The following is a 19,556-nucleotide window of genomic DNA, read 5'->3' as shown; positions in this document are numbered from 1 at the left end:
GGACGATTCGGCTGAAATCACCGAAGTATCCGATCAGAAATAAAAATGCCAGTCAGCTTAACTGACTGGCATTACCCACAAGGGGCGGCTTTTTCACAGTTCCCGAATCTTACAACTTCGGACCCGCAGCCTTGATCGCATCGCTCACTTCAAACTTCTTGAAGTTCTCGATGAACAGACCAGCCAGGGCCTTCGCTGCTTCATCGTAAGCGGCTTTGTCAGCCCACGTGTTACGTGGGTTCAACAGGCCGGTTTCAACGCCCGGTACGGCCAATGGCACGTCGAGGTTGATGGTGTCGAGATGTTCGGTTTCAGCACCGACCAACGCGCCGCTCTGGATCGCTGCGATCACGCCGCGGGTGGTCGGGATGTTGAAGCGCTTGCCAACGCCGTAGCCCCCGCCGGTCCAGCCGGTGTTGACCAGGTAAACCTTGGAGCCGAAACCGCGGATACGCTTGATCAACAGCTCTGCGTATTCGCCGGCCGGACGTGGGAAGAACGGCGCACCGAAGCAGGTGGAAAAGGTGGACTTGATGCCGCTGCCCGAACCCATTTCGGTGGAGCCCACCAGCGCGGTGTAGCCGGACAGGAAGTGATAGGCCGCTTGTTCTTCGCTGAGGATCGACACTGGCGGCAGTACGCCAGTCAGGTCGCAGGTCAGGAAGATCACCGCGTTAGGCTCGCCGCCCAGGTTCTTCTCGGAACGCTTGGCAACGTGCTCCAACGGGTAAGCGGCGCGGCTGTTCTGGGTCAGGCTCACGTTGGTGTAGTCGGCGTGCTTGGCATCGTCGATCACCACGTTTTCCAACACGGCACCGTGCTTGATAGCTTTCCAGATGACCGGTTCATTCTTCTCGGACAGGTCGATGCACTTGGCATAGCAACCGCCTTCGATGTTGAACACTACGCCCTCGCCCCAGCCGTGTTCGTCGTCACCGATCAGGTAACGGCTTTCGTCGGCGGACAGGGTGGTTTTACCAGTGCCCGACAGGCCGAAGAACAGGGTCACGTCGCCTGCTTCGCCGATGTTGGCGGCGCAGTGCATCGGTAGTACGTCGGCGGCCGGCAGCAGGAAGTTCTGCACCGAGAACATGGCTTTCTTCATTTCGCCGGCGTAACGCATACCCGCGATGAGCACTTTTTTCTGGGCGAAGTTGAGGATCACGCAACCGTCGGAGTTAGTGCCGTCGCGCTCCGGCACGCACTCGAAGTTGGCCACGTTGAGCACTTGCCATTCGTCGCGACCCGCCGGGTTGTATTTCGCCGGGTTGATGAACAGGCAACGACCGAACAGGTTCTGCCAAGCAGTCTGGGTGGTCATCTTCACCGGCAGGTAGTGAGCTTCGGAAGCACCTACATGAACGTGGGAAACGAAATGCTCTTGCGCGTTGTTGAACGCCTCGACGCGAGCCCACAGAGCGTCGAATTTGTCAGCTGGGAACTTGCGGTTGATCGGGCCCCAGGCGATGGCGTCCTGAGTGGAAGGCTCTTCAACGATGAAACGATCGACTGGCGAACGGCCGGTGCGGTGCCCGGTTTCTACGACCAGCGCGCCAGTATCGGCAAGCACGCCTTCACCGCGCTGCAGGGCTTCTTTGACCAGATCGTCAACACTCAGATCGGTGTATACGGCGTTATTGGCTTGCGTCATGAGGTTCCCCGTCGGCCTATGGCCGAGTGCTCCAAACGTTTTGTAGTAGAAAGTTGCGCACTACTACCGCGAAAAAAGTGGGCCGGATTATGCCAGAAAAGCCCAAAAAGAGTAGGGCCCTCCCGTCAGAACAGCGCTTATCCGGCGATTCACAGGTGATTTACCTGTACTTAAACGTTTTAGTGACGGGTACCGGAAGGGGTATCGACGCCTGCGCCAGCGAACAATTGGGCTATATCGGCGGCATCGAATAGGTAGCGCTGATTGCAGAATTGGCAGTCGATCTCCACCTTACCGCCATGCTCCACCGCAAGATTTTGCGCATCGTGCAGGCCCAGGCTGACCAAGGCATTGCCCGAACGCTCGCGGGAGCAACTGCAATGGAAGCGCAGGCTTTGTGCATCGAACAACCGCACCTCTTCCTCATGGTAGAGGCGATGCAGGATGGTTTCGTTGTCCAGGCCAAGTAACTCTTCGGCTTTCAACGTGTCGGCCAGGGCGATGGTGTGGCGCCAGCTTTCCGCGCGATCGTCTTCGTCCTTGATGCGATCTGCCGGCAGTTGCTGCAACAGCATGCCGCGGGCGCGCTTGCCGTCCGCGTTGAGCCAGAACTTGGTGCCAACTTGCTGCGACATCACGAAATAGTTAGTGAAGCATTCCGACAGGGTTTTACCGTCAAGGTCGACAATCCCCTGGTAACGCTGGCCTTCGGTCGGGTCGACGGTGAGCGCCAATACGCCGTTGGGCATCAGGTCGGACAAGCTCGCGTCCGGGGCGATCAACTCGGCCTCGTAGCGGGCCAGACCACGAATATCGCGCTCGCTGGAACACTCGATCATCAGCAGCGGAATCGGGCCGTCGGAGCGCGCCTGCAGGATCAGCAAACCGTCGAATTTCATGGTCCCCACCAGCAGCGCCGCCGCGGCCATCAGCTCGCCGAGCAATTGCGCGACCGGCTCTGGATAGGCGTGTTTGGCAAGGACTTCGGCATAGCTGAGTTCCAGCGACACCAGTTCGCCGCGAGCGTCGCTGTCGTCGAAGATGAAGCGTTGGGTGAAGTCTGTATGCGGCAAATCAGTCATAGGTCGGATATCTGAAGTGATGACAAAATGGTTACAAAGTTTATAAAATTAAACGCTTTGGCACCAAACTGGTGCGATTTTACAGAGCGAAGAGGAACAGTTTATGAACAATCCGGGTTTGTTCCAAGCCAGGTGGAACCTCGGGGGCTGGGCGCTCTGCAATCTACTCGCTATCGGGCTGCTGTGCTTTTGGCTATGGCCCACGGGGCAGATGCTGTGCGTGGTTTTCGACGAATGGCTATTTCATCTGCTCAATGACCCGCTGGCCACAAGTTCAGCCTGGCTGCATGTGTGGGCCGTAGCGAGTTTGCGACCGTTCGATGCAGTGGTCGGGGTGATTCTGCTGGCGCTGTTGATTCGTGGCGATTGGGTGTTTAAAGCCGTGCAGGTTCGCCAGGCGTTTTTCGGGTTCTTCAGCATCCTGCTATTGCTACTGTTTATTCGCATGCTGTTTTCCAAACTCGCAGCGCAGATGGGCTGGCAACACAGCAGCCCGTCGATGATGATCAGCGGCGCTATCCAGATGAGCGACTATTTCCCAGGGCTGGAAAAAACCTGGGAGTTGAAGGATCGCTCCAGCCAGAGCTTCCCAGGCGATCACGCGTCGGTGCTATTGATCTGGGGGATGTTCATGAGCGTGTTTGCCAAACGCATCGGCCAAGTGCTGGTGATCTGGGGCTTGGCGCTGCTGTTCATGATGCCGCGCCTGGTCGCCGGCGCGCATTGGGGTCAGGACGATTACATCGGTGGAGTGCTACTGGCGCTGCTGGCCTTGGGTTGGGGTTATTACACGCCTTTTGCCGCGAAGGTGTCCGGGGTACTGCTGCGGGTAACAGCACCGATCTTCGGATTATTTGGCAAACTGCCCGTGCTCGGTCGACTGAGCGTCATGCGGACCTTCACTTAACGCCGCGCTGACAGTGTGATTGCCGCAATCAATCGTCATTGCCACTGCCGCGAAACTTAAACAGGTCGCGGCGTTGCTTCTTGCTCGGTTTACCGTCAGTAGTCAGGCCTGACGCCCCGGCCTTGCGCATCGCCGCCGCTTGTTCGCGCTTGGCGATGCTGGCTTGGGTTTCGACGTACAGCGTCTGGGCTTCAGGTGCACCGCGACGCACGATCGACAATGCCTGGACCACGATGGTCTTTTCATCAAACCCCGTACGAATCTCAAACTCATCGCCAACACGCGGCTCTTTACCCGGCTTGCAGCGTTCCCCTCGGTGATGCACTTTGCCGCTTTCAATAGCAGCCTTGGCCAAGGCGCGGGTTTTATAGAAGCGCGCCGCCCATAGCCACTTGTCCAAGCGGACCTTGTCTTCCTCTTCCTGCTTTTGAGCCACTTGAATTCCTCTCTCTGAAAAATGTCGCAACTTTACCGTTGAAACCCTTCGACGCATAAATCCCAAGGCTCGCCTAAGATACGCCAGGTAGCACCCCGTTTTCGCGAGGATACGCCGTGACCGACTTTCCCCTTTCACTCACCTCGCCGGGTCAACGGTGCGTGGGCTGCCAGCAGAGCGAACCTTTGGGGTTCGATTTTGCGTTCGCCTACCAGCCTATCGTAGACCTTAGGGACCATTCGATTTTTGCCAATGAGGCGCTGGTGCGTGGCGTCAACGGAGAAGGGGCGCTCTCGGTGCTGCAACAGGTTAACGAAAGCAACCGTTACCGCTTCGACCAGCGCTGCCGGACCCAGGCAATTGCCGGGGCCGCTGCGCTGGGGATGCAAACTCATCTTTCAATCAACTTCATGCCTAATGCCGTGTACCGTCCGGAGTTGTGTATCCGCAGCACACTCGAAGCGGCTCGCGCGCACAATTTTCCGCTGAACCAGCTGATTTTCGAGACACTGGAAAGCGAGCATGTAGATAACTATCGCCATTTGACGAATATTCTGCGTGAATATCGGGAATTCGGCTTCAAGACCGCCATCGATGATTTCGGCGCGGGCTATTCGGGGCTGAACCTGCTGGCCGATTTCCAACCTGACTTGATCAAACTCGATATGGCGCTGATTCGCGATGTCGACAAGGATCGTGTTCGCCAGGTAATCGTCCGGGGGATTGTCACAATCTGTGAGCAGTTGGGGGTTACTGTCATCGCCGAAGGCATCGAAAGTGCTGGTGAGCGAGACTTCCTGTCCGACTGTGGAATATTTCTGATGCAGGGCTATTGGTTCGCCAGGCCCGCATTCAATGCTTTGGCCAAGATTCCCTCCCAGGCCTGGGCGAATTGAGCGGTTAGCCATATTGAAGACATTTGATCATTTGACCGTTGTGGGTCTGCGTGAGTGGGTGGCCCTTCCCGACCTGGGCGTGGCAGGCCTGCGCGCGAAGATCGACACCGGCGCCAGCACCTCCAGTCTGCACGCCACCGACATAGAGCCGTTCGAACGCGACGGTGAAAAATGGGTGCGCTTCACCGCGCACCTGGGCAGCGTGGTGCAATTGCGCCATCGTCGCTGCGAAGCGCCCTTGGTGACGATGAAAACCATCAAAAGCTCCAACGGCCATGCACAGGTGCGCTATGTGATCAGCACCACGCTGGCGTTGGGTGATCGGGTATGGCGGGTGGAGTTCACCCTGGCCTGCCGCAAAGCCATGCGTTACCGCCTGTTGCTGGGTTCCAAGGCGCTGATTGACGGCCAATTGGTGGTCAATCCCGGCGTCAAGTATGTTCAAGACAAGCCGGTGTTCCCGGTCTCTACTATTTCTGCCCCAGGTGCTGCATGAAGATTGCTGTGCTGTCGCGAAACCCGCGTCTGTATTCCACCCGCCGCATGGTCGAAGCCGGCACCGAACGTGGCCATGAAATGGTGGTGATCGACACGTTGCGTGCCTATATGAACATTGCCAGCCACAAGCCGCAGATTCACTACCGGGGCAAGCCTCTGGAGGGTTTCGACGCGGTCATCCCACGCATTGGCGCGTCGGTGACCTTCTATGGCTGCGCGGTCTTGCGCCAGTTTGAAATGATGGGCGTATTTCCACTGAATGAATCGGTCGCCATTGCTCGATCACGGGACAAACTGCGTTCTCTACAATTGTTGTCGCGCCGAGGCATCGGCTTGCCGGTCACCGGCTTTGCCCACTCCCCCGACGACATCCCGGACCTGATCGAAATGGTCAACGGCGCACCGCTGGTGATCAAGGTATTGGAAGGCACCCAAGGCATCGGCGTGGTGCTGTGTGAAACCGCCACCGCAGCCGAGTCGGTGATCGAAGCCTTCATGGGCCTCAAGCAGAACATCATGGTGCAGGAGTACATCAAGGAAGCCGGCGGTGCGGATATTCGCTGCTTCGTGGTGGGTGACAAAGTCATCGCGGCGATGAAACGCCAGGCCAAGCCGGGGGAATTCCGCTCCAACCTGCACCGTGGCGGCAGCGCCAGCTTGATCAAAATCACTCCGGAAGAACGCATGACCGCGCTACGAGCAGCCAAGGTGATGGGCCTGGCGGTGGCAGGCGTGGATATTTTGCGTTCCAACCATGGCCCGCTGGTGATGGAAGTGAACTCCTCACCCGGCCTGGAAGGGATCGAGACCACCACGGGCAAGGATGTGGCGGGGATCATCATTCAGCATCTGGAAAAGAATGGCGGGCCGAATATGACCAGGACCAAGGGCAAGGGTTAGAGACGCAGCTGTTTGCTTCAAGCTATAAGCTGCAAGAAAGGGCAAAAGCTGTCTGCCTTTTGCTTGCGGCTTTAAGCTTCGAAACTTGCCGCTGTTTTTATACCGCGTCTCTAGGCAACATCAGCCCAAGCGGCAACCGCACCCGCGCCTCCAGCCCGCCTCCCTCGCGATTGCGCAGCTCGACATTGCCGCCATGCATCGACGCAATCCGCCGCACAATCGCCAAGCCCAAGCCTGTCCCTTTGCCTCCGCGCGCACGATCACCTCGGGTAAAGGGGTTGAAGATGCCTTCCAGCTCAGCAGGATCAATGCCGGTGCCGCGGTCCATCACACTCAGCACCACATAAGGCGCAGCGCTATCGCCGGACACGTACGCCGCCACTTCCACATCCGTACCGGCGTGATGAAGGGCGTTGCCAATCAGGTTGTTCAACAGGCGCTTCATCGACACCCGCCGCAGCGCGAACGGCTGGATCGGTTCCAGGCGCATGCGTACCTGTTCGCCATTTTGGTTATAGGGGGCGACGACCTCACGCACCAGATCGGTGAGATCGACTTGTTCGACCACCTCATCGCGGCCGTCACGGATAAATGCCAGGAACTGATCGAGGATGGCGTCCATGTCCTCAATGTCCCGGATCATGTCATCCGTCAGGTCCGTATGGTTGCCCATCAACTCCAGGGAGAGGCGCAGGCGTGTCAAAGGTGTGCGCAGATCGTGGGACACCCCCGCCAACATCAACTCGCGTTCGCGACCGGCCTGTTCGACGTCTTCCGCCATCTGGTTGAAGGCGCCGTATACCTCCGTCATTTCACTGGGTGTGTCACTCACCGGCAGTCGCACACTGCGGCCCTGGCCCAACTGCCGGGCAGCGAACACCAGGCGCTTCAGCGGTTGGTTAAGCTGACGCACGAAGATCCACGCGGACGCCGTCGAAAGCAAGCCGATGGCCAGGAACCAGCCCAATACGTTCCAGATTTTCTGCCCGCGCAATGGATGCGGATACAGCGGCACTTTCAGCCAATCCTCACCCAGGCTTGGCGCACGCACCCACAACGCCGGTGACACATGCATGCGCAGCCGCACTTCGGTGTCCTTGCCCAATTCGGCCTGCATTTGACGCTGGTAAATCTCGCTGTAGGGCCAATGCTGCTCGCCTTCCGGCACACCGGCGCCGGCCACACGCACCAGGGTGGCAGCCTTGGCGATTTTCTCGCGATTCTCTGGGTCAGCGGCCCAATAGGCACGCAGTGTAAGAGCAACGCCGTGGCTGTATTGCCGGTCCACCAGCACATCCTCGTTCATCAGCAGATAAACCAGCGTGAGTGCCTTGGAAAACAGAACGACGATCAGCACCAGCCAGAGGGTGCGGGAGAAGAAACTTTGCGGGAACCACAACGGGGTTTTCATAGAGGACAGCTGGACACCTTGCAAGAATGAGCGGCGCTCGCAGAATTGCAGACGCCGAGCATCCCGTCGACCTTTACGGGGTCAAATGCCGGGATGCCCACCTCTGCAAATCATCGGTCACTTGGTAGCGGTGCCATCCGGCACGAACACGTAACCCACGCCCCACACTGTCTGGATATAGCGCGGCTTGGACGGGTCCGGTTCGATCATCCGGCGCAGACGGGAGATCTGCACGTCGATGGAACGCTCCAAGGCATCCCACTCGCGACCACGGGCCAGGTTCATCAACTTGTCACGGGTAAGCGGCTGGCGGGCGTTCATCACCAGCGCTTTCAGCACGGCAAATTCGCCGGTGGTCAGCATGTGCACTTCATCACCGCGCTTGAGTTCGCGGGTCGCCAGCGACAGCTCGTAATCGCCAAAGGTCACGCTTTCATCTTCGCTACCCGGAGCACCCGGCACCGCTGGCGCCTGGCGACGCAGTACAGCTTTGACACGCGCCATCAACTCGTCAGGGTTGAAAGGCTTGGCCAGGTAGTCATCGGCGCCCAGTTCGAGGCCCTTGATGCGGCTCAGCTCATCGCCCTTGGCGGTGAGCATGATGATTGGAATCTGGTTGTTGGCGCCGCGCAGACGCTTGCACGCAGTCAAGCCATCTTCGCCGGGAAGCATCAGATCGAGCACGACCAGGTTGAAGACTTCGCGCCCCAGAAGGCGGTCCATTTGCTCGGTGTTCGGTACCGCGCGGGCACGATAGCCCTTGGAGTTGAAGAAACGCTCCAGCAGGCTGCTCAGCCCCGGATCGTCATCAACGATGAGAATTTTTTCGCCTTCAGCAGTTTGTGCAGTGCTGCTCATTGGATGCTCCTCTTATCTCGGCGCGCATTATGGCGTAGCTGCCGTTATACGCACCGTGTGCATTGTTAGCAGATTTTTCCTCTACTGCCAGCGAACCCGCGCCCTACACCCCTCCGGCACAGTACCCCCCAAGAGCAGAACGCTGGTTATAATGCCGCGCCGTCGTGCAGGGCAACGTCAGATCGTTACCGTTTACTGCCGGGTTTTTTCACAGGTTTGTCGCGATTTTTTCGATTTCGAGGGTCAATAGGCTGCCTCTTGACCCAGGCAGCGGCGCCGGTCGGGCCGCTCAACTAGCCTCGCAACGCCTTGTTTACCGGGCTCCCGAGCTGCTTTTCAGAATTTCAGGTGGTTTTATGGACAGCATCAACAGCCGCATCGCCGAGGAACTCGGTGTACGCCCACAACAGGTCGAAGCGGCCGTCGCTCTACTGGATGAAGGCTCCACGGTGCCCTTCATCGCCCGTTACCGTAAAGAAGTGACCGGCAGCCTCGACGATACCCAACTGCGGCATCTGGAAGAGCGCCTGCGCTACCTGCGAGAACTCGACGAACGGCGCATCAGCATCCTCGCCAGCATCGAGGAACAGGGCAAGCTGACCCCGCAACTGGAGCGCGACATCAAGCTCGCGGACACCAAGACCCGCCTCGAAGACCTTTACCTGCCCTACAAACAGAAACGCCGCACCAAGGGCCAGATCGCCCTGGAAGCCGGCCTCGGCGAATTGGCCGATGGGTTGTTCAACGACCCGTCCCTGACGCCGGAAACCGAAGCCGCGCGCTTTGTCGATGCCGCAAAAGGCGTCGCCGACACCAAGGCCGCGCTGGAAGGCGCCAAGTACATCTTGATGGAGCGCTTCGCCGAAGACGCCAGCCTGCTGGAAAAACTGCGTAACTACTTGAAGCAAGAAGCCATCCTCAGCGCTCGCGTAATCGCCGGCAAGGAGGAAGAAGGCGCCAAGTTCCGTGACTATTTCGAACACGACGAACCGCTCAAGAGCATGCCTTCCCACCGTGCCCTCGCCATTTTCCGTGGCCGCAACGAAGGTATTCTCAGCTCCGCGCTGAAAGTCGGCGACGAACTGCCGGGCACCATGCACCCGTGCGAAGGGATGATCGGTCAACAATTCGGCATCCAGAATCAGAACCGTCCTGCGGACAAGTGGCTCAGTGAAGTCGTGCGCTGGACGTGGAAGGTCAAGCTCTACACCCACCTGGAAACCGACCTGCTCGGCGAGCTGCGCGACGGCGCCGAGACCGAAGCGATCAACGTGTTCGCCCACAACCTGCACGACCTGCTGCTGGCCGCCCCGGCCGGCCCGCGCGCTACCCTGGGGCTCGATCCGGGCCTGCGCACCGGTTGCAAGGTCGCGGTGGTGGACGCCACCGGCAAGCTGCTGGACCACGCGACCGTGTATCCGCATGTGCCGCATAACAAGTGGGACCAGACGCTTGCGATCCTCGCCGCCCTGTGCGCCAAGCACTCGGTAGACCTGATTGCCATCGGCAACGGCACCGCGAGCCGTGAAACCGACAAACTGGCCGCCGAACTGATCAAAAAATACCCAGCCATGAAGATGACCAAGGTCATGGTGTCCGAAGCGGGTGCGTCGGTGTACTCGGCATCGGAGCTGGCCTCCAAGGAATTCCCGGACCTGGACGTGTCGATCCGTGGCGCGGTGTCCATTGCCCGTCGCCTGCAGGACCCGCTGGCCGAACTGGTGAAGATCGACCCTAAATCCATCGGCGTCGGCCAGTACCAGCACGACGTGTCGCAGTTGAAGCTGGCACGCGGACTGGACGCGGTCGTCGAAGACTGCGTGAACGCCGTGGGCGTGGACGTCAACACCGCCTCGGTGGCGCTGCTGGCGCGGATTTCCGGCCTCAACGCCACCCTGGCGCAGAACATCGTCAACCACCGCGATGAAAATGGCGCCTTTAAAACCCGCGCCGCGCTGAAAAAAGTCGCGCGCCTGGGCGAAAAAACCTTCGAGCAGGCTGCCGGTTTCCTGCGCGTCATGAACGGCGACAACCCACTGGACGCCTCGGCGGTCCACCCGGAAGCCTACCCGCTGGTGCAGCGCATTGCCGCCGAGACCGACCGCGACATCCGCTCGCTGATTGGCGACGCCGCGTTCCTCAAGCGCCTGGACCCGAAGAAGTACACCGACGAAACCTTCGGCGTGCCGACTATCACCGACATCCTGCAAGAACTGGAAAAACCGGGCCGCGACCCACGTCCCGAGTTCAAGACCGCCGAGTTCCAGGACGGTGTCGAAGACCTCAAGGACCTGCAACTGGGCATGATCCTCGAAGGTGTGGTGACCAACGTGACCAACTTCGGCGCCTTTGTAGATATCGGCGTGCATCAGGACGGTTTGGTGCATATCTCCGCGCTTTCGGAGAAATTCATCAAGGACCCGCGCGAAGCGGTCAAGGCCGGTGACGTGGTCAAGGTCAAGGTCATGGAAGTGGATATCCCGCGCAAACGCGTTGGCCTGTCGATGCGTATGAGCGACACCCCCGGTGAAAAAATCGATGGCGCGCGGGGCGCTCGTCCTGGCTCGGCGCCGCGTCAGTCGCAGAACAGCGCACCGCGCAAGGAAACCACCACCGCGGCGCCTAGCAACAACGCCATGGCCTCGCTGTTCGCCAATGCCAAACAGTTGAAGAAGCGTTGATGGAGATCCCGGCCGGCTTGACCCAGAGCGCGTTCAGCGAACTGATCGGCTGCCGCCTGCAACGCCTGGAGCAGGGCGTTGCCGAGGTGGCCCTGAGCCTGGAGCCGCATCTGCGCAACCGCGCGGGCAAGCTGCATGGCGGGGCGATTTTCAGTCTGGTGGACATCACCATGGGATTGGCTTGCTCCAGCTCCCATGGTTTCGACCAGCAGAGCGCGACCATCGAATGCAAGATCAATTACATCCGCGCCGTGGAAGACGGTGAGGTGCTGTGCACCAGCCGCATCGTTCACGCCGGCCGGCGCACGTTGGTGGTCGAGGCGGATGTGTACCAAGGCGAAAGACTTGTCGCAAAAGCACAGGGCACGTTCGCTGTCCTATAGCTCCCCACCCTCGATTTGAGTTAATTTCGGCGCTGCTGAAACAGCGTCGGAATTTTCTCGCTGTGCTATAGCCCAATTCATGGAATGAAGTAGGCTTTTTCAAAGCGGGTCAACTTGACTCAAAACCAGGCGATCACGCCAGTTTTAACTTCACCCTTGTAGACCGTCCTGCCCACCCCCATATTGGGGCGACTGACGCGTGAAGGAATCCAACTTGAGCGAACTTCTCAACCGCCGCCTGGCCCTGCTCGGCAAGCGCGAACACCTCTCCCTGCTAGAGCAGTGCCTGCACGGCATCGAGCGCGAATGCCTACGTGTCACGGGTGAAGGTCGCCTGGCACAGACGCCGCACCCCGAAGCCCTGGGCGCTGCGTTGACCCACGAACAGATCACCACTGACTACTCGGAATCGCTGCTGGAGTTCATCACCCCAGCCCTACCCAACCCGGCCGATACCCTTAGCAGCCTGGAAAAAATCCATCGGTTCGCCTACACCAAGCTGGGCAGCGAATACCTGTGGAGTCCTTCGATGCCGTGCCCATTGCCGGCCGAAGAAGATATTCCGATTGCCTACTACGGCACCTCCAATATCGGACAACTCAAGTATGTGTATCGCAAGGGTCTGGCCCTGCGTTACGGCAAGACCATGCAGTGCATCGCCGGCATCCACTACAACTTCTCGCTGCCGGAAAAATTGTGGCCGCTGCTCAAGCAAGACGAGGGCTATGTCGGCACTGATCGCGACTTCCAGTCCGACGCGTATATTGCGCTGATCCGCAATTTCCGCCGCTATAGCTGGCTGCTGATGTACCTGTTCGGTGCTTCGCCGGCCCTGGATGCCGGGTTCCTGCGCGGACGTTCGCACCAGTTGGAAGTACTCGACGCCGACACCCTGTATCTGCCTTACGCCACCAGCCTGCGCATGAGTGACCTGGGTTACCAGAGTAACGCCCAGGCCGGCCTGACGCCCTGCTACAACGACCTGGCAAGCTACACCGACAGCCTGCGCAAAGCGGTGGCAACGCCCTACGCGCCGTACGTCGAAATCGGCACGCATAAGGACGGTGAGTGGGTGCAGCTCAACACCAACATCCTGCAGATCGAAAACGAGTACTACTCCAACATCCGCCCCAAGCGCGTGACTTACACCGGCGAACGGCCGATCCAGGCGCTGATGGCGCGGGGTATCCAGTACATCGAAGTGCGTTGCCTGGATATCAACCCGTTCCTGCCGATGGGCATCGACCTGCCGGAGTCGCGCTTCCTTGACGCGTTCCTGCTGTACTGCGCCCTCAACGAGAGCCCGCTGTTCGCCAACAACGAGTGCAGCAACGCCACCTCCAACTTCCTCAGCGTGGTCAAGGAGGGCCGCCGTCCGGGCCTGCAATTGCAGCGTCAGGGCCAGGCCGTGGACATGAAGGAATGGGCCACCGAATTGTTGGAACAAATCGCTCCGCTGGCCGCCCTGCTCGATGAAAGCCACGGCATCACCGAACACAGTCACGCGTTGGACGCCCAACTGGCCAAGGTCAATGACCCGTCCCTGACACCGTCGGCCCAGGTGCTGGCGGCGATGGCCGAGCGCAAAGAGAGTTTCGCGCAGTTCTCGCTGCATCAGAGCGAAGTGCACGCCGAATACTTCCGCCGCGAGCCGTTGCCGGCTGAAGAGCAGGCACGTTTTGAGGAGCTGGCACGCACATCGCTGGCGCAGCAGGCGGAACTGGAGCAGAACGAAGTGGGCGATTTCGACGTGTTTGTCGGCTCGTACCAGGCGAGTATTCTGGCGATCAGTAACTAAGACCGAACTCGGTCCATTAGGAGGGGGCTTGCCCCCGATTGTACTGGGCCAGTCAACCCACCAGTGGCTGAACTACCGCCATCGGGGGCAAGCCTCATCCCACATTTACCCCAATCAAGCTCAAGGTTCGCTTCACCCTTACCCACATAAGCTAATTCGAAAAAGTTATTTATTTTTCGATTCTTAGATCATTTAGTCTCCTCTCACGCCGAGCCTCGGCCGCCTGATTGAGGAGATTCCCCTTGAAACTGCTTACCCCTCTGCGCCTGTTGGCCGCATTGTCCCTGGCCGGTGCCAGCCTGTTTGCCCAGGCGGCGGATGTAACCATTGCCTACCAGACCACCGTCGACCCGGCCAAAGTCGCGCAGGCCGACGGCGCTTACGAAAAAGCCACCAACGCCAAGATCGACTGGCGCAAATTCGATAACGGTGCGGACATCATCGCCGCCATTGCCTCCGGCGACGTGCAGATCGGTTACCTCGGTTCCAGCCCACTGACCGCCGCGATTACGCGCAAAGTGCCGGTGCAAACCTTTCTTGTCGCGACGCAGATCGGCGCCGCCGAGGCGTTGGTGGCGCGTGACGGTTCGGGGATCAACAGCCCGCAAGACCTGATTGGCAAGAAAGTCGCCGTGCCATTCGTGTCCACCGGCCACTACAGCCTCTTGGCCGCGCTGAAGCACTGGAACATTGACCCGTCCAAGGTGACCATCCTCAACCTCGCACCGCCGGCGATCATTGCAGCCTGGAAGCGCGGCGATATCGACGCCACCTACGTGTGGGACCCGGCACTGGGCGTAGCCAAGGAAAACGGCAAGGTGCTGATCACTTCCGGCGAACTGGCCAAATTCGGCGCACCGACTTTCGATGCCTGGATCGTGCGTAAGGATTTCGCCGAGAAGCATCCGGAAATCGTCAAGGCTTTCGCCAAGGTCACGCTGGATGCCTACGCGGACTATCGAAAAGACCCGCAAGCCTGGCTGGCCAACACAGGCAACGTCGACAAACTGGTCAAGCTCTCCGGCGCCAAGTCCAGTGATATCCCACAACTGCTGCAAGGCAACGTCTACCCGCTGGCCGCAGACCAAATCACCCTGCTCGGCGCACCGACCATCCAGGCCGTAACCGACACCGCCGCATTCCTCAAGGAACAGGGCAAAGTCGACGCGGTACTGCCGGATTACGCCCCATACGTCAGCGCACAGTTCATTAGCCACTGATTCGGGAGTTCATCGCGATGGCCTTGCTACAACTGGAGCGCATCAGCGCACAGTACCCAGGCGCCCCGGCACCGGTGCTGGCGGATATCTCACTGGACCTGGGGCCCCAGCAATTGCTGGTGGCTCTCGGCCCGTCCGGCAGTGGCAAGACTTCACTGTTGAACCTGATCGCCGGCTTCGTCGAACCCAGCGCCGGGCGTATCAGCCTCGACGGCTTGCCGGTCAAAGGCCCGAGCGCCGAGCGTGGCGTGGTGTTTCAAGACGATGCACTGCTGCCCTGGCAGGACGTGCTGGCCAATGTTGGCTTCGGCCTGGAATTGGCCGGCGTGCCTAAAACACAGCGTGAAGCCCGCGCGCGGGAAATGCTGGCACTGGTGGACTTGGCCGGTTTCGACCACCGCCGCATCTGGCAACTGTCCGGTGGCCAGAAGCAACGTGTCGGCCTGGCCCGCGCATTGGCCGCCGACCCGCGCGTATTGCTGATGGATGAGCCGTTCGGCGCCCTGGATGCCTTCACCCGCGAACAGATGCAGGAGCTGCTGCTGCAAGTCTGGCGGCGCACGGCCAAGCCGGTGTTTCTGATCACCCACGACATTGAAGAAGCGGTATTTCTCGCCACCGATCTGATTCTGCTGGCGCCCAACCCTGGCCAGATCGTCGAACGTCTGCGCCTGGATTTCGGCCAACGCTATGCCGCCGGCGAGTCGGCGCGAGCGATCAAGTCCGATCCGCGCTTTATCGAAACCCGCGAACATGTCTTGGGCAAGGTGTTCTCGCAACGGCAGGTATCCCCATGAGCAGCTACGAACTTCCTGTCATCACCACCGAGCCGGCAACACAAACGCCCATTCCGGTCCGCCGCAGCCTGAGCACGCGCTGGATCAGCCTGTTGACCCTCACTACCTTGCTGATCGCTTGGTGGGCCGTGACTGCCACCGGTGTAATCGAGCCGCTGTTTCTGCCGCCGCCGGCCGCTGTGCTGCAAAAAGGCTGGTTGCTGGCGACCAGCGGTTATATGGATTCCACCTTATGGCAGCACCTGGCCGCCAGCCTCAGCCGCATCGGCCTGGGCCTGGGTTTTGCGGTGTTGACCGCCGTGCCGGTGGGGATCGCCATCGGAGCCAACCGCATCGCCCGTGGCATCTTCGACCCGTTGATCGAGTTTTATCGGCCTATTCCACCGCTGGCCTATCTGCCGTTGATCGTGATCTGGTGCGGCATCGGCGAGCTGTCCAAGGTGCTGCTGATCTACCTGGCGATCTTTGCACCCATCGCGATCGCCACCGCCACCGGTGTACGCACCGTCGACCCGGCCAAGCTGCGTGCGGCGCAGTCCCTGGGGGCAACGCGCGCGCAATTGATTCGTCATGTAATTCTGCCAAGCGCCCTGCCCGACATTCTCACCGGTGTGCGCATTGGCCTGGGGGTGGGCTGGTCGACGCTGGTGGCCGCTGAACTGATCGCGGCCACCAGTGGGCTGGGGTTTATGGTGCAGTCGGCGGCGCAGTTTTTGGTGACCGATGTGGTGGTGCTGGGGATTTTGGTCATAGCCCTGATCGCCTTCGCCCTGGAAATGGGCCTGCGTGCCCTGCAGCGTAAATTAGTGCCCTGGCATGGCCAGGCACACTGACTGTGAGAATCCCATGAGCAACGTTACCGTGAGCCCCTTGAGCACCGCCCTGGGCGCCCAGATCAGTGGCGTCGATATCACCCGGCCGCTGTCCCCCGAACAGCGCGACGCCATTGAACAGGCGTTGCTTACCCACTCGGTGCTGTTCTTTCGCGACCAGCCGATCACCCCGCAACAACAGGCACGATTCGCGGCGAATTTCGGTGACTTGCACATCCATCCGATCTACCCCAACGTGCCGGAACAACCCGAAGTATTGGTGCTCGACACCGCCGTCACCGACGTGCGCGACAATGCGGTGTGGCACACCGACGTGACGTTCCTGCCCACCCCGGCTCTCGGCGCGGTGCTCAGCGCCAAGCTGCTGCCGGCGTACGGCGGCGACACGCTGTGGGCCAGCGGGATCGCGGCGTATGAGGCGCTATCCGCGCCGATGAAACGGCTGCTGGACGGCTTGACCGCCACCCACGACTTCATCAAGTCCTTCCCTCTGGAGCGCTTCGGCAACAGCGCCGAAGACCTGGCGCGCTGGGAAGCTGCCCGCCAAAAGAACCCGCCATTGTCCCATCCGGTGGTACGCACGCACCCGGTGAGTGGGCGCAAATCGCTGTTTGTCAGCGAAGGTTTCACCACCCGGATCAACGAGTTGGAAGCCGCCGAGAGCGAGGTGATTCTGAAGCTGTTGTTTGCCCACGCCACTCGGCCGGAATTTACCCTGCGCTGGCGCTGGCAGGCCCATGACGTGGCGTTCTGGGATAACCGTGTGACACAGCACTACGCAGTGGATGACTACCGACCGCAACGGCGGGTGATGCACCGCGCGACGATTCTGGGAGATGTGCCGTTCTGATTTCCGGCGCCCCGTGCAGTCCAGCTCATTACGCGCCGCCTCGCGTCGGCGCTTTTTATGCTCATAGCGAACTTTAAACAGCCAATATCGACCGCATCCGATTTATTAAAATAAAACTCGCCATATGGCCTACTCTCGGCAACCTCGTTACACAATTAATTAACATCCCCGCCTTGCTATCACTTCAGAAAAATCCTCTATAGCTATCGTTATCTCACGTTACCAATTCCGCACTGGCACTCGGAACCCCAGACAGTTACCAACCACAGATCTCACGACACTGTCGCGACGTGAAAACGCTAACGCCTCACTCATCAATACCGCAAAAGCGATATAAAACTTAATCTTATATCGACAAAAATCTTATTTAATTGAGAAACAAATAGATGAACACATCACTAACATCTACTCACCCGTCAATCGCCGCCAATAGACAAAGCGAGAATTATAACAACACGTTACCCACGGCAACTGCGCCTCACAAGCACTCTAATTCAACATCAATGAAACATACACTTGCTCAGACCACCTCAGCATCCGCACCCTCTCATATAAGTGTCGAAAAAACACTTGCACTGCTTGGCAATGCACTCAATGAAATCATGACATCACTGAATAACCTGCTAAACATACAACCATCGGTAAAAACGTTGGTTGATAACAAGCCTCTCCGGCCAGCCACCGATCTACCCCATACAACATTGGAAACCACCCAGGTAGTTGACGAGGCGACCGCCCCCCAATCACACGAGTTTCTTTCAGCCAAAAAAAGTGGCGAAAAACCGGATGACATCTGGGGCGGGCTGTTTTCTTCACCAGTGCTCACGCTGTATTCGAGCGGCGCCCCGCTCAGTTCCCATGTCGCGGGTATAAAACTGGCCATGCAACGGTTTGGTCAAAGTCCACGGGATATTTTCAGTGAAGTCACCAGACTTGACACGGGCTTCAATATAACGATGCGCGACGGCTTCAAACTTCATATTACGTTTGAAGAACTAAAACTGGCTCAAGAAGGCTGCCAGATGCTCGGTGACGAAGGCATGCTCAAAGATGCAGCCTTTCTTTTCGGCGTCTTGGTAAAACGAAAGCAGATCGAATCATTTAATGCTTCGGCGCCCTCCGACTATGCCATTGCCATGTGGGAAACCAACAAGGGGGAGTCGGCCAAAAACGTGTTGGAGTTATTGGGCATGAAAAACCATATCCAGTCAGCCAAGTCCCATGACATCGCCGCGAATAAAGGTTTAGGCATTGTTGTGAAAAGCCCTGTGGAGTCCCTCGCCATTGTCGATGGGTTGGCAGACTTCAACTGCACACCTTCCGGTGTCCGAAAACATCAACAAGCCTACCTGCTTACTTGACTATTCCTTTGAAACGCCTGGAACAAAAACATCACACCCTTAGGAATTGAGCCGATGAACACGTTCTCCAACTACCGCTCCAACGCCCTGTCCGCCAATGTTTCTCCCTCGCTGGACAACCGCAATGCGCTGCTAAAAAACCACGATTACGAGGCTCCCCAGCAACCCAATGCACACACCCAGCACAGCATCGAGTTGGTCTTAAGTTCGATGTTCACGTTATTGCAAAGCCTTGAAACTGCTCTAAAGAACTTGACCCACCCGCAACAGGCAGCGGTCATCCATCAAGACACTCCGCTTTCCACGCCTGTCCGTCCCGGCGTTGATACAACACGGCAACTCCCGACCCGTCTTAATAGCCTGCTGCAAAAAGAGGTCACGCCAACGAACGACACTGAAAACCCGCAATTCCCGGACCTTTCGTCAAAAACCAACGGCGCAGCGCCCAGCGATATCGAAAAGGGGTTTTATTCCGTGCCCCGCGAGTTTGGTGAAAACCGCTATACGGATCGCTACGCGGCAATGATCAAACTGATGATGATGAGGTTCGGACAGAGCCCTATGGATTGTTTCGAAAAAGTCACCCGAACGGGAGACACCTATGCCGTCGACATGAAAGACGGAGAAAGCGTGAACATCACCCGCGCGGAAATAAAACTTACGGCAGATGCCGCCAAATTCGCCGGCCATGACAACGGAATGATCAAGGACGCCAACTTCATGCTGACCGCTTACGTAAAGCGCGTTCAGAACACCCATGAAGATCCGGTCATTCGCTCCAACTTCGAAGCCGCCTTGCGTAGCGTCATCACTACGCAAGGGTTTGAGAAAAAGATCCTGGAAGACCTTGGCATGGTGCCGTTTATGACTCACGCCAACGCACATGAGATGTCGGAAACCAAGGCACCGTCCTACCTGTATAACCACGGCCTGGTGCTGGATAAAGAGGCGCTGCCGTATGACGGGCACGGCTACATCCTGGTCTGAGCATCCT

At 58.7% G+C, this 19,556-nt stretch carries 18 protein-coding genes; 13 read left to right on the top strand and 5 right to left on the bottom strand.

Annotated features, from left to right (window positions below):
• Window positions 1-109: 109 nt before the first annotated feature.
• Both ACFZPT_RS25280 and hslO read right to left on the bottom strand, forming a co-directional pair.
• Window positions 110-1,651: a phosphoenolpyruvate carboxykinase gene (locus ACFZPT_RS25280; protein WP_034111322.1), complete on the bottom strand. Its 1,542-nt coding sequence runs from the start codon at window positions 1,649-1,651 to the stop codon at window positions 110-112.
• Window positions 1,652-1,830: 179 nt separating this feature from the next.
• Entirely contained in the window at window positions 1,831-2,733 is a 903-nt protein-coding gene (gene hslO / locus ACFZPT_RS25275) for an Hsp33 family molecular chaperone HslO (RefSeq protein WP_099312101.1), read from the bottom strand.
• A gap of 103 nt (window positions 2,734-2,836) precedes the next feature.
• On the opposite strand from hslO, the gene ACFZPT_RS25270 reads away from it, so the two are divergent.
• Window positions 2,837-3,640 (top strand): phosphatase PAP2 family protein, encoded by an 804-nt coding sequence (locus ACFZPT_RS25270; protein WP_099312103.1) that lies wholly within the window; start codon window positions 2,837-2,839, stop codon window positions 3,638-3,640.
• 28 nt (window positions 3,641-3,668) lie between these two features.
• Here ACFZPT_RS25270 and ACFZPT_RS25265 read toward each other — a convergent pair whose 3' ends face one another.
• On the bottom strand, window positions 3,669-4,076 hold the full coding sequence (locus ACFZPT_RS25265) for an RNA-binding S4 domain-containing protein (protein WP_034095359.1): 408 nt from the start codon (window positions 4,074-4,076) through the stop codon (window positions 3,669-3,671).
• 116 nt (window positions 4,077-4,192) lie between these two features.
• Between ACFZPT_RS25265 and ACFZPT_RS25260 the strand changes: the two genes are divergently transcribed.
• From ACFZPT_RS25260 to rimK, 3 genes are read left to right on the top strand one after another with little or no spacing between them, the layout of a single operon-like run.
• On the top strand, window positions 4,193-4,972 hold the full coding sequence (locus tag ACFZPT_RS25260) for an EAL domain-containing protein (RefSeq protein ID WP_034095358.1): 780 nt from the start codon (window positions 4,193-4,195) through the stop codon (window positions 4,970-4,972).
• A gap of 13 nt (window positions 4,973-4,985) precedes the next feature.
• A complete protein-coding gene (locus ACFZPT_RS25255) occupies window positions 4,986-5,468 on the top strand; it encodes an ATP-dependent zinc protease (protein WP_005783815.1) in 483 nt (160 codons plus the stop codon).
• On the top strand, window positions 5,465-6,370 hold the full coding sequence (gene rimK, locus ACFZPT_RS25250; RefSeq protein WP_034095357.1) for a 30S ribosomal protein S6--L-glutamate ligase: 906 nt from the start codon (window positions 5,465-5,467) through the stop codon (window positions 6,368-6,370). The genes ACFZPT_RS25255 and rimK overlap by 4 nt, the downstream gene beginning before the upstream one ends.
• Window positions 6,371-6,467: 97 nt before the next feature.
• On the opposite strand, the gene ACFZPT_RS25245 is transcribed toward rimK, so the two are convergent.
• Window positions 6,468-7,781, bottom strand: a complete 1,314-nt coding sequence (locus ACFZPT_RS25245) for an ATP-binding protein (RefSeq protein ID WP_034095356.1) — start codon at window positions 7,779-7,781, stop codon at window positions 6,468-6,470.
• A gap of 117 nt (window positions 7,782-7,898) precedes the next feature.
• Window positions 7,899-8,639 carry a two-component system response regulator OmpR gene (gene ompR / locus ACFZPT_RS25240; RefSeq protein WP_034095355.1) on the bottom strand — a complete coding sequence of 247 codons (741 nt, stop codon included), beginning with the start codon at window positions 8,637-8,639 and terminating at the stop codon, window positions 7,899-7,901.
• Between the two features lie 356 nt (window positions 8,640-8,995).
• On the opposite strand from ompR, the gene ACFZPT_RS25235 reads away from it, so the two are divergent.
• The 9 genes from ACFZPT_RS25235 to ACFZPT_RS25195 all read left to right on the top strand — a co-directional run bounded on the left by ACFZPT_RS25235 (window position 8,996) and on the right by ACFZPT_RS25195 (window position 19,549).
• Window positions 8,996-11,320, top strand: a complete 2,325-nt coding sequence (locus ACFZPT_RS25235) for a Tex family protein (RefSeq protein ID WP_034095354.1) — start codon at window positions 8,996-8,998, stop codon at window positions 11,318-11,320.
• Window positions 11,320-11,703, top strand: coding sequence for a PaaI family thioesterase (locus ACFZPT_RS25230; RefSeq protein WP_034095353.1), 384 nt, complete (start codon window positions 11,320-11,322; stop codon window positions 11,701-11,703). Before ACFZPT_RS25235 ends, ACFZPT_RS25230 begins: the two co-directional genes overlap by 1 nt.
• A gap of 214 nt (window positions 11,704-11,917) precedes the next feature.
• Window positions 11,918-13,501, top strand: coding sequence for a glutamate--cysteine ligase (gshA, locus tag ACFZPT_RS25225; protein ID WP_034095352.1), 1,584 nt, complete (start codon window positions 11,918-11,920; stop codon window positions 13,499-13,501).
• Between the two features lie 242 nt (window positions 13,502-13,743).
• Window positions 13,744-14,721, top strand: a complete 978-nt coding sequence (gene tauA / locus ACFZPT_RS25220) for a taurine ABC transporter substrate-binding protein (protein WP_099312105.1) — start codon at window positions 13,744-13,746, stop codon at window positions 14,719-14,721.
• Between the two features lie 17 nt (window positions 14,722-14,738).
• Complete coding sequence (tauB, locus tag ACFZPT_RS25215; RefSeq protein ID WP_099312107.1) at window positions 14,739-15,518, top strand: taurine ABC transporter ATP-binding subunit; 780 nt, start codon at window positions 14,739-14,741, stop codon at window positions 15,516-15,518.
• Window positions 15,515-16,351, top strand: a complete 837-nt coding sequence (gene tauC, locus ACFZPT_RS25210) for a taurine ABC transporter permease TauC (protein WP_034095349.1) — start codon at window positions 15,515-15,517, stop codon at window positions 16,349-16,351. Before tauB ends, tauC begins: the two co-directional genes overlap by 4 nt.
• A gap of 13 nt (window positions 16,352-16,364) precedes the next feature.
• On the top strand, window positions 16,365-17,201 hold the full coding sequence (gene tauD, locus ACFZPT_RS25205; protein ID WP_034111315.1) for a taurine dioxygenase: 837 nt from the start codon (window positions 16,365-16,367) through the stop codon (window positions 17,199-17,201).
• 386 nt (window positions 17,202-17,587) lie between these two features.
• Window positions 17,588-18,562, top strand: a complete 975-nt coding sequence (locus tag ACFZPT_RS25200) for a hypothetical protein (RefSeq protein ID WP_152331795.1) — start codon at window positions 17,588-17,590, stop codon at window positions 18,560-18,562.
• 54 nt (window positions 18,563-18,616) lie between these two features.
• Window positions 18,617-19,549, top strand: a complete 933-nt coding sequence (locus ACFZPT_RS25195) for a hypothetical protein (RefSeq protein WP_052448290.1) — start codon at window positions 18,617-18,619, stop codon at window positions 19,547-19,549.
• The last annotated feature ends 7 nt before the right edge of the window (window positions 19,550-19,556 follow it).

It is taken from the genome of Pseudomonas sp. MD330_10, from assembly GCF_042610415.1.
Classification (GTDB): Bacteria; Pseudomonadota; Gammaproteobacteria; order Pseudomonadales; family Pseudomonadaceae; genus Aquipseudomonas; species Aquipseudomonas rhodesiae.
The sequence above is the reverse complement of the archived record's forward strand: the minus strand, read 5'-3'. Positions and strand labels throughout refer to the sequence as shown.

Coding starts and splice junctions, on each gene's coding strand:
- tauD (WP_034111315.1), top strand. CDS start 16,365: ATGAGCAACGTTACCGTGAGCCCCTTGAGCACCGCCCTGGGCGCCCAG.
- rimK (WP_034095357.1), top strand. CDS start 5,465: ATGAAGATTGCTGTGCTGTCGCGAAACCCGCGTCTGTATTCCACCCGC.
- tauC (WP_034095349.1), top strand. CDS start 15,515: ATGAGCAGCTACGAACTTCCTGTCATCACCACCGAGCCGGCAACACAA.
- hslO (WP_099312101.1), bottom strand. CDS start 2,733: ATGACTGATTTGCCGCATACAGACTTCACCCAACGCTTCATCTTCGAC.
- ACFZPT_RS25245 (WP_034095356.1), bottom strand. CDS start 7,781: ATGAAAACCCCGTTGTGGTTCCCGCAAAGTTTCTTCTCCCGCACCCTC.
- ACFZPT_RS25280 (WP_034111322.1), bottom strand. CDS start 1,651: ATGACGCAAGCCAATAACGCCGTATACACCGATCTGAGTGTTGACGAT.
- tauB (WP_099312107.1), top strand. CDS start 14,739: ATGGCCTTGCTACAACTGGAGCGCATCAGCGCACAGTACCCAGGCGCC.
- ACFZPT_RS25270 (WP_099312103.1), top strand. CDS start 2,837: ATGAACAATCCGGGTTTGTTCCAAGCCAGGTGGAACCTCGGGGGCTGG.
- ACFZPT_RS25230 (WP_034095353.1), top strand. CDS start 11,320: ATGGAGATCCCGGCCGGCTTGACCCAGAGCGCGTTCAGCGAACTGATC.
- ACFZPT_RS25195 (WP_052448290.1), top strand. CDS start 18,617: ATGAACACGTTCTCCAACTACCGCTCCAACGCCCTGTCCGCCAATGTT.
- ACFZPT_RS25235 (WP_034095354.1), top strand. CDS start 8,996: ATGGACAGCATCAACAGCCGCATCGCCGAGGAACTCGGTGTACGCCCA.
- ACFZPT_RS25200 (WP_152331795.1), top strand. CDS start 17,588: ATGAACACATCACTAACATCTACTCACCCGTCAATCGCCGCCAATAGA.
- ompR (WP_034095355.1), bottom strand. CDS start 8,639: ATGAGCAGCACTGCACAAACTGCTGAAGGCGAAAAAATTCTCATCGTT.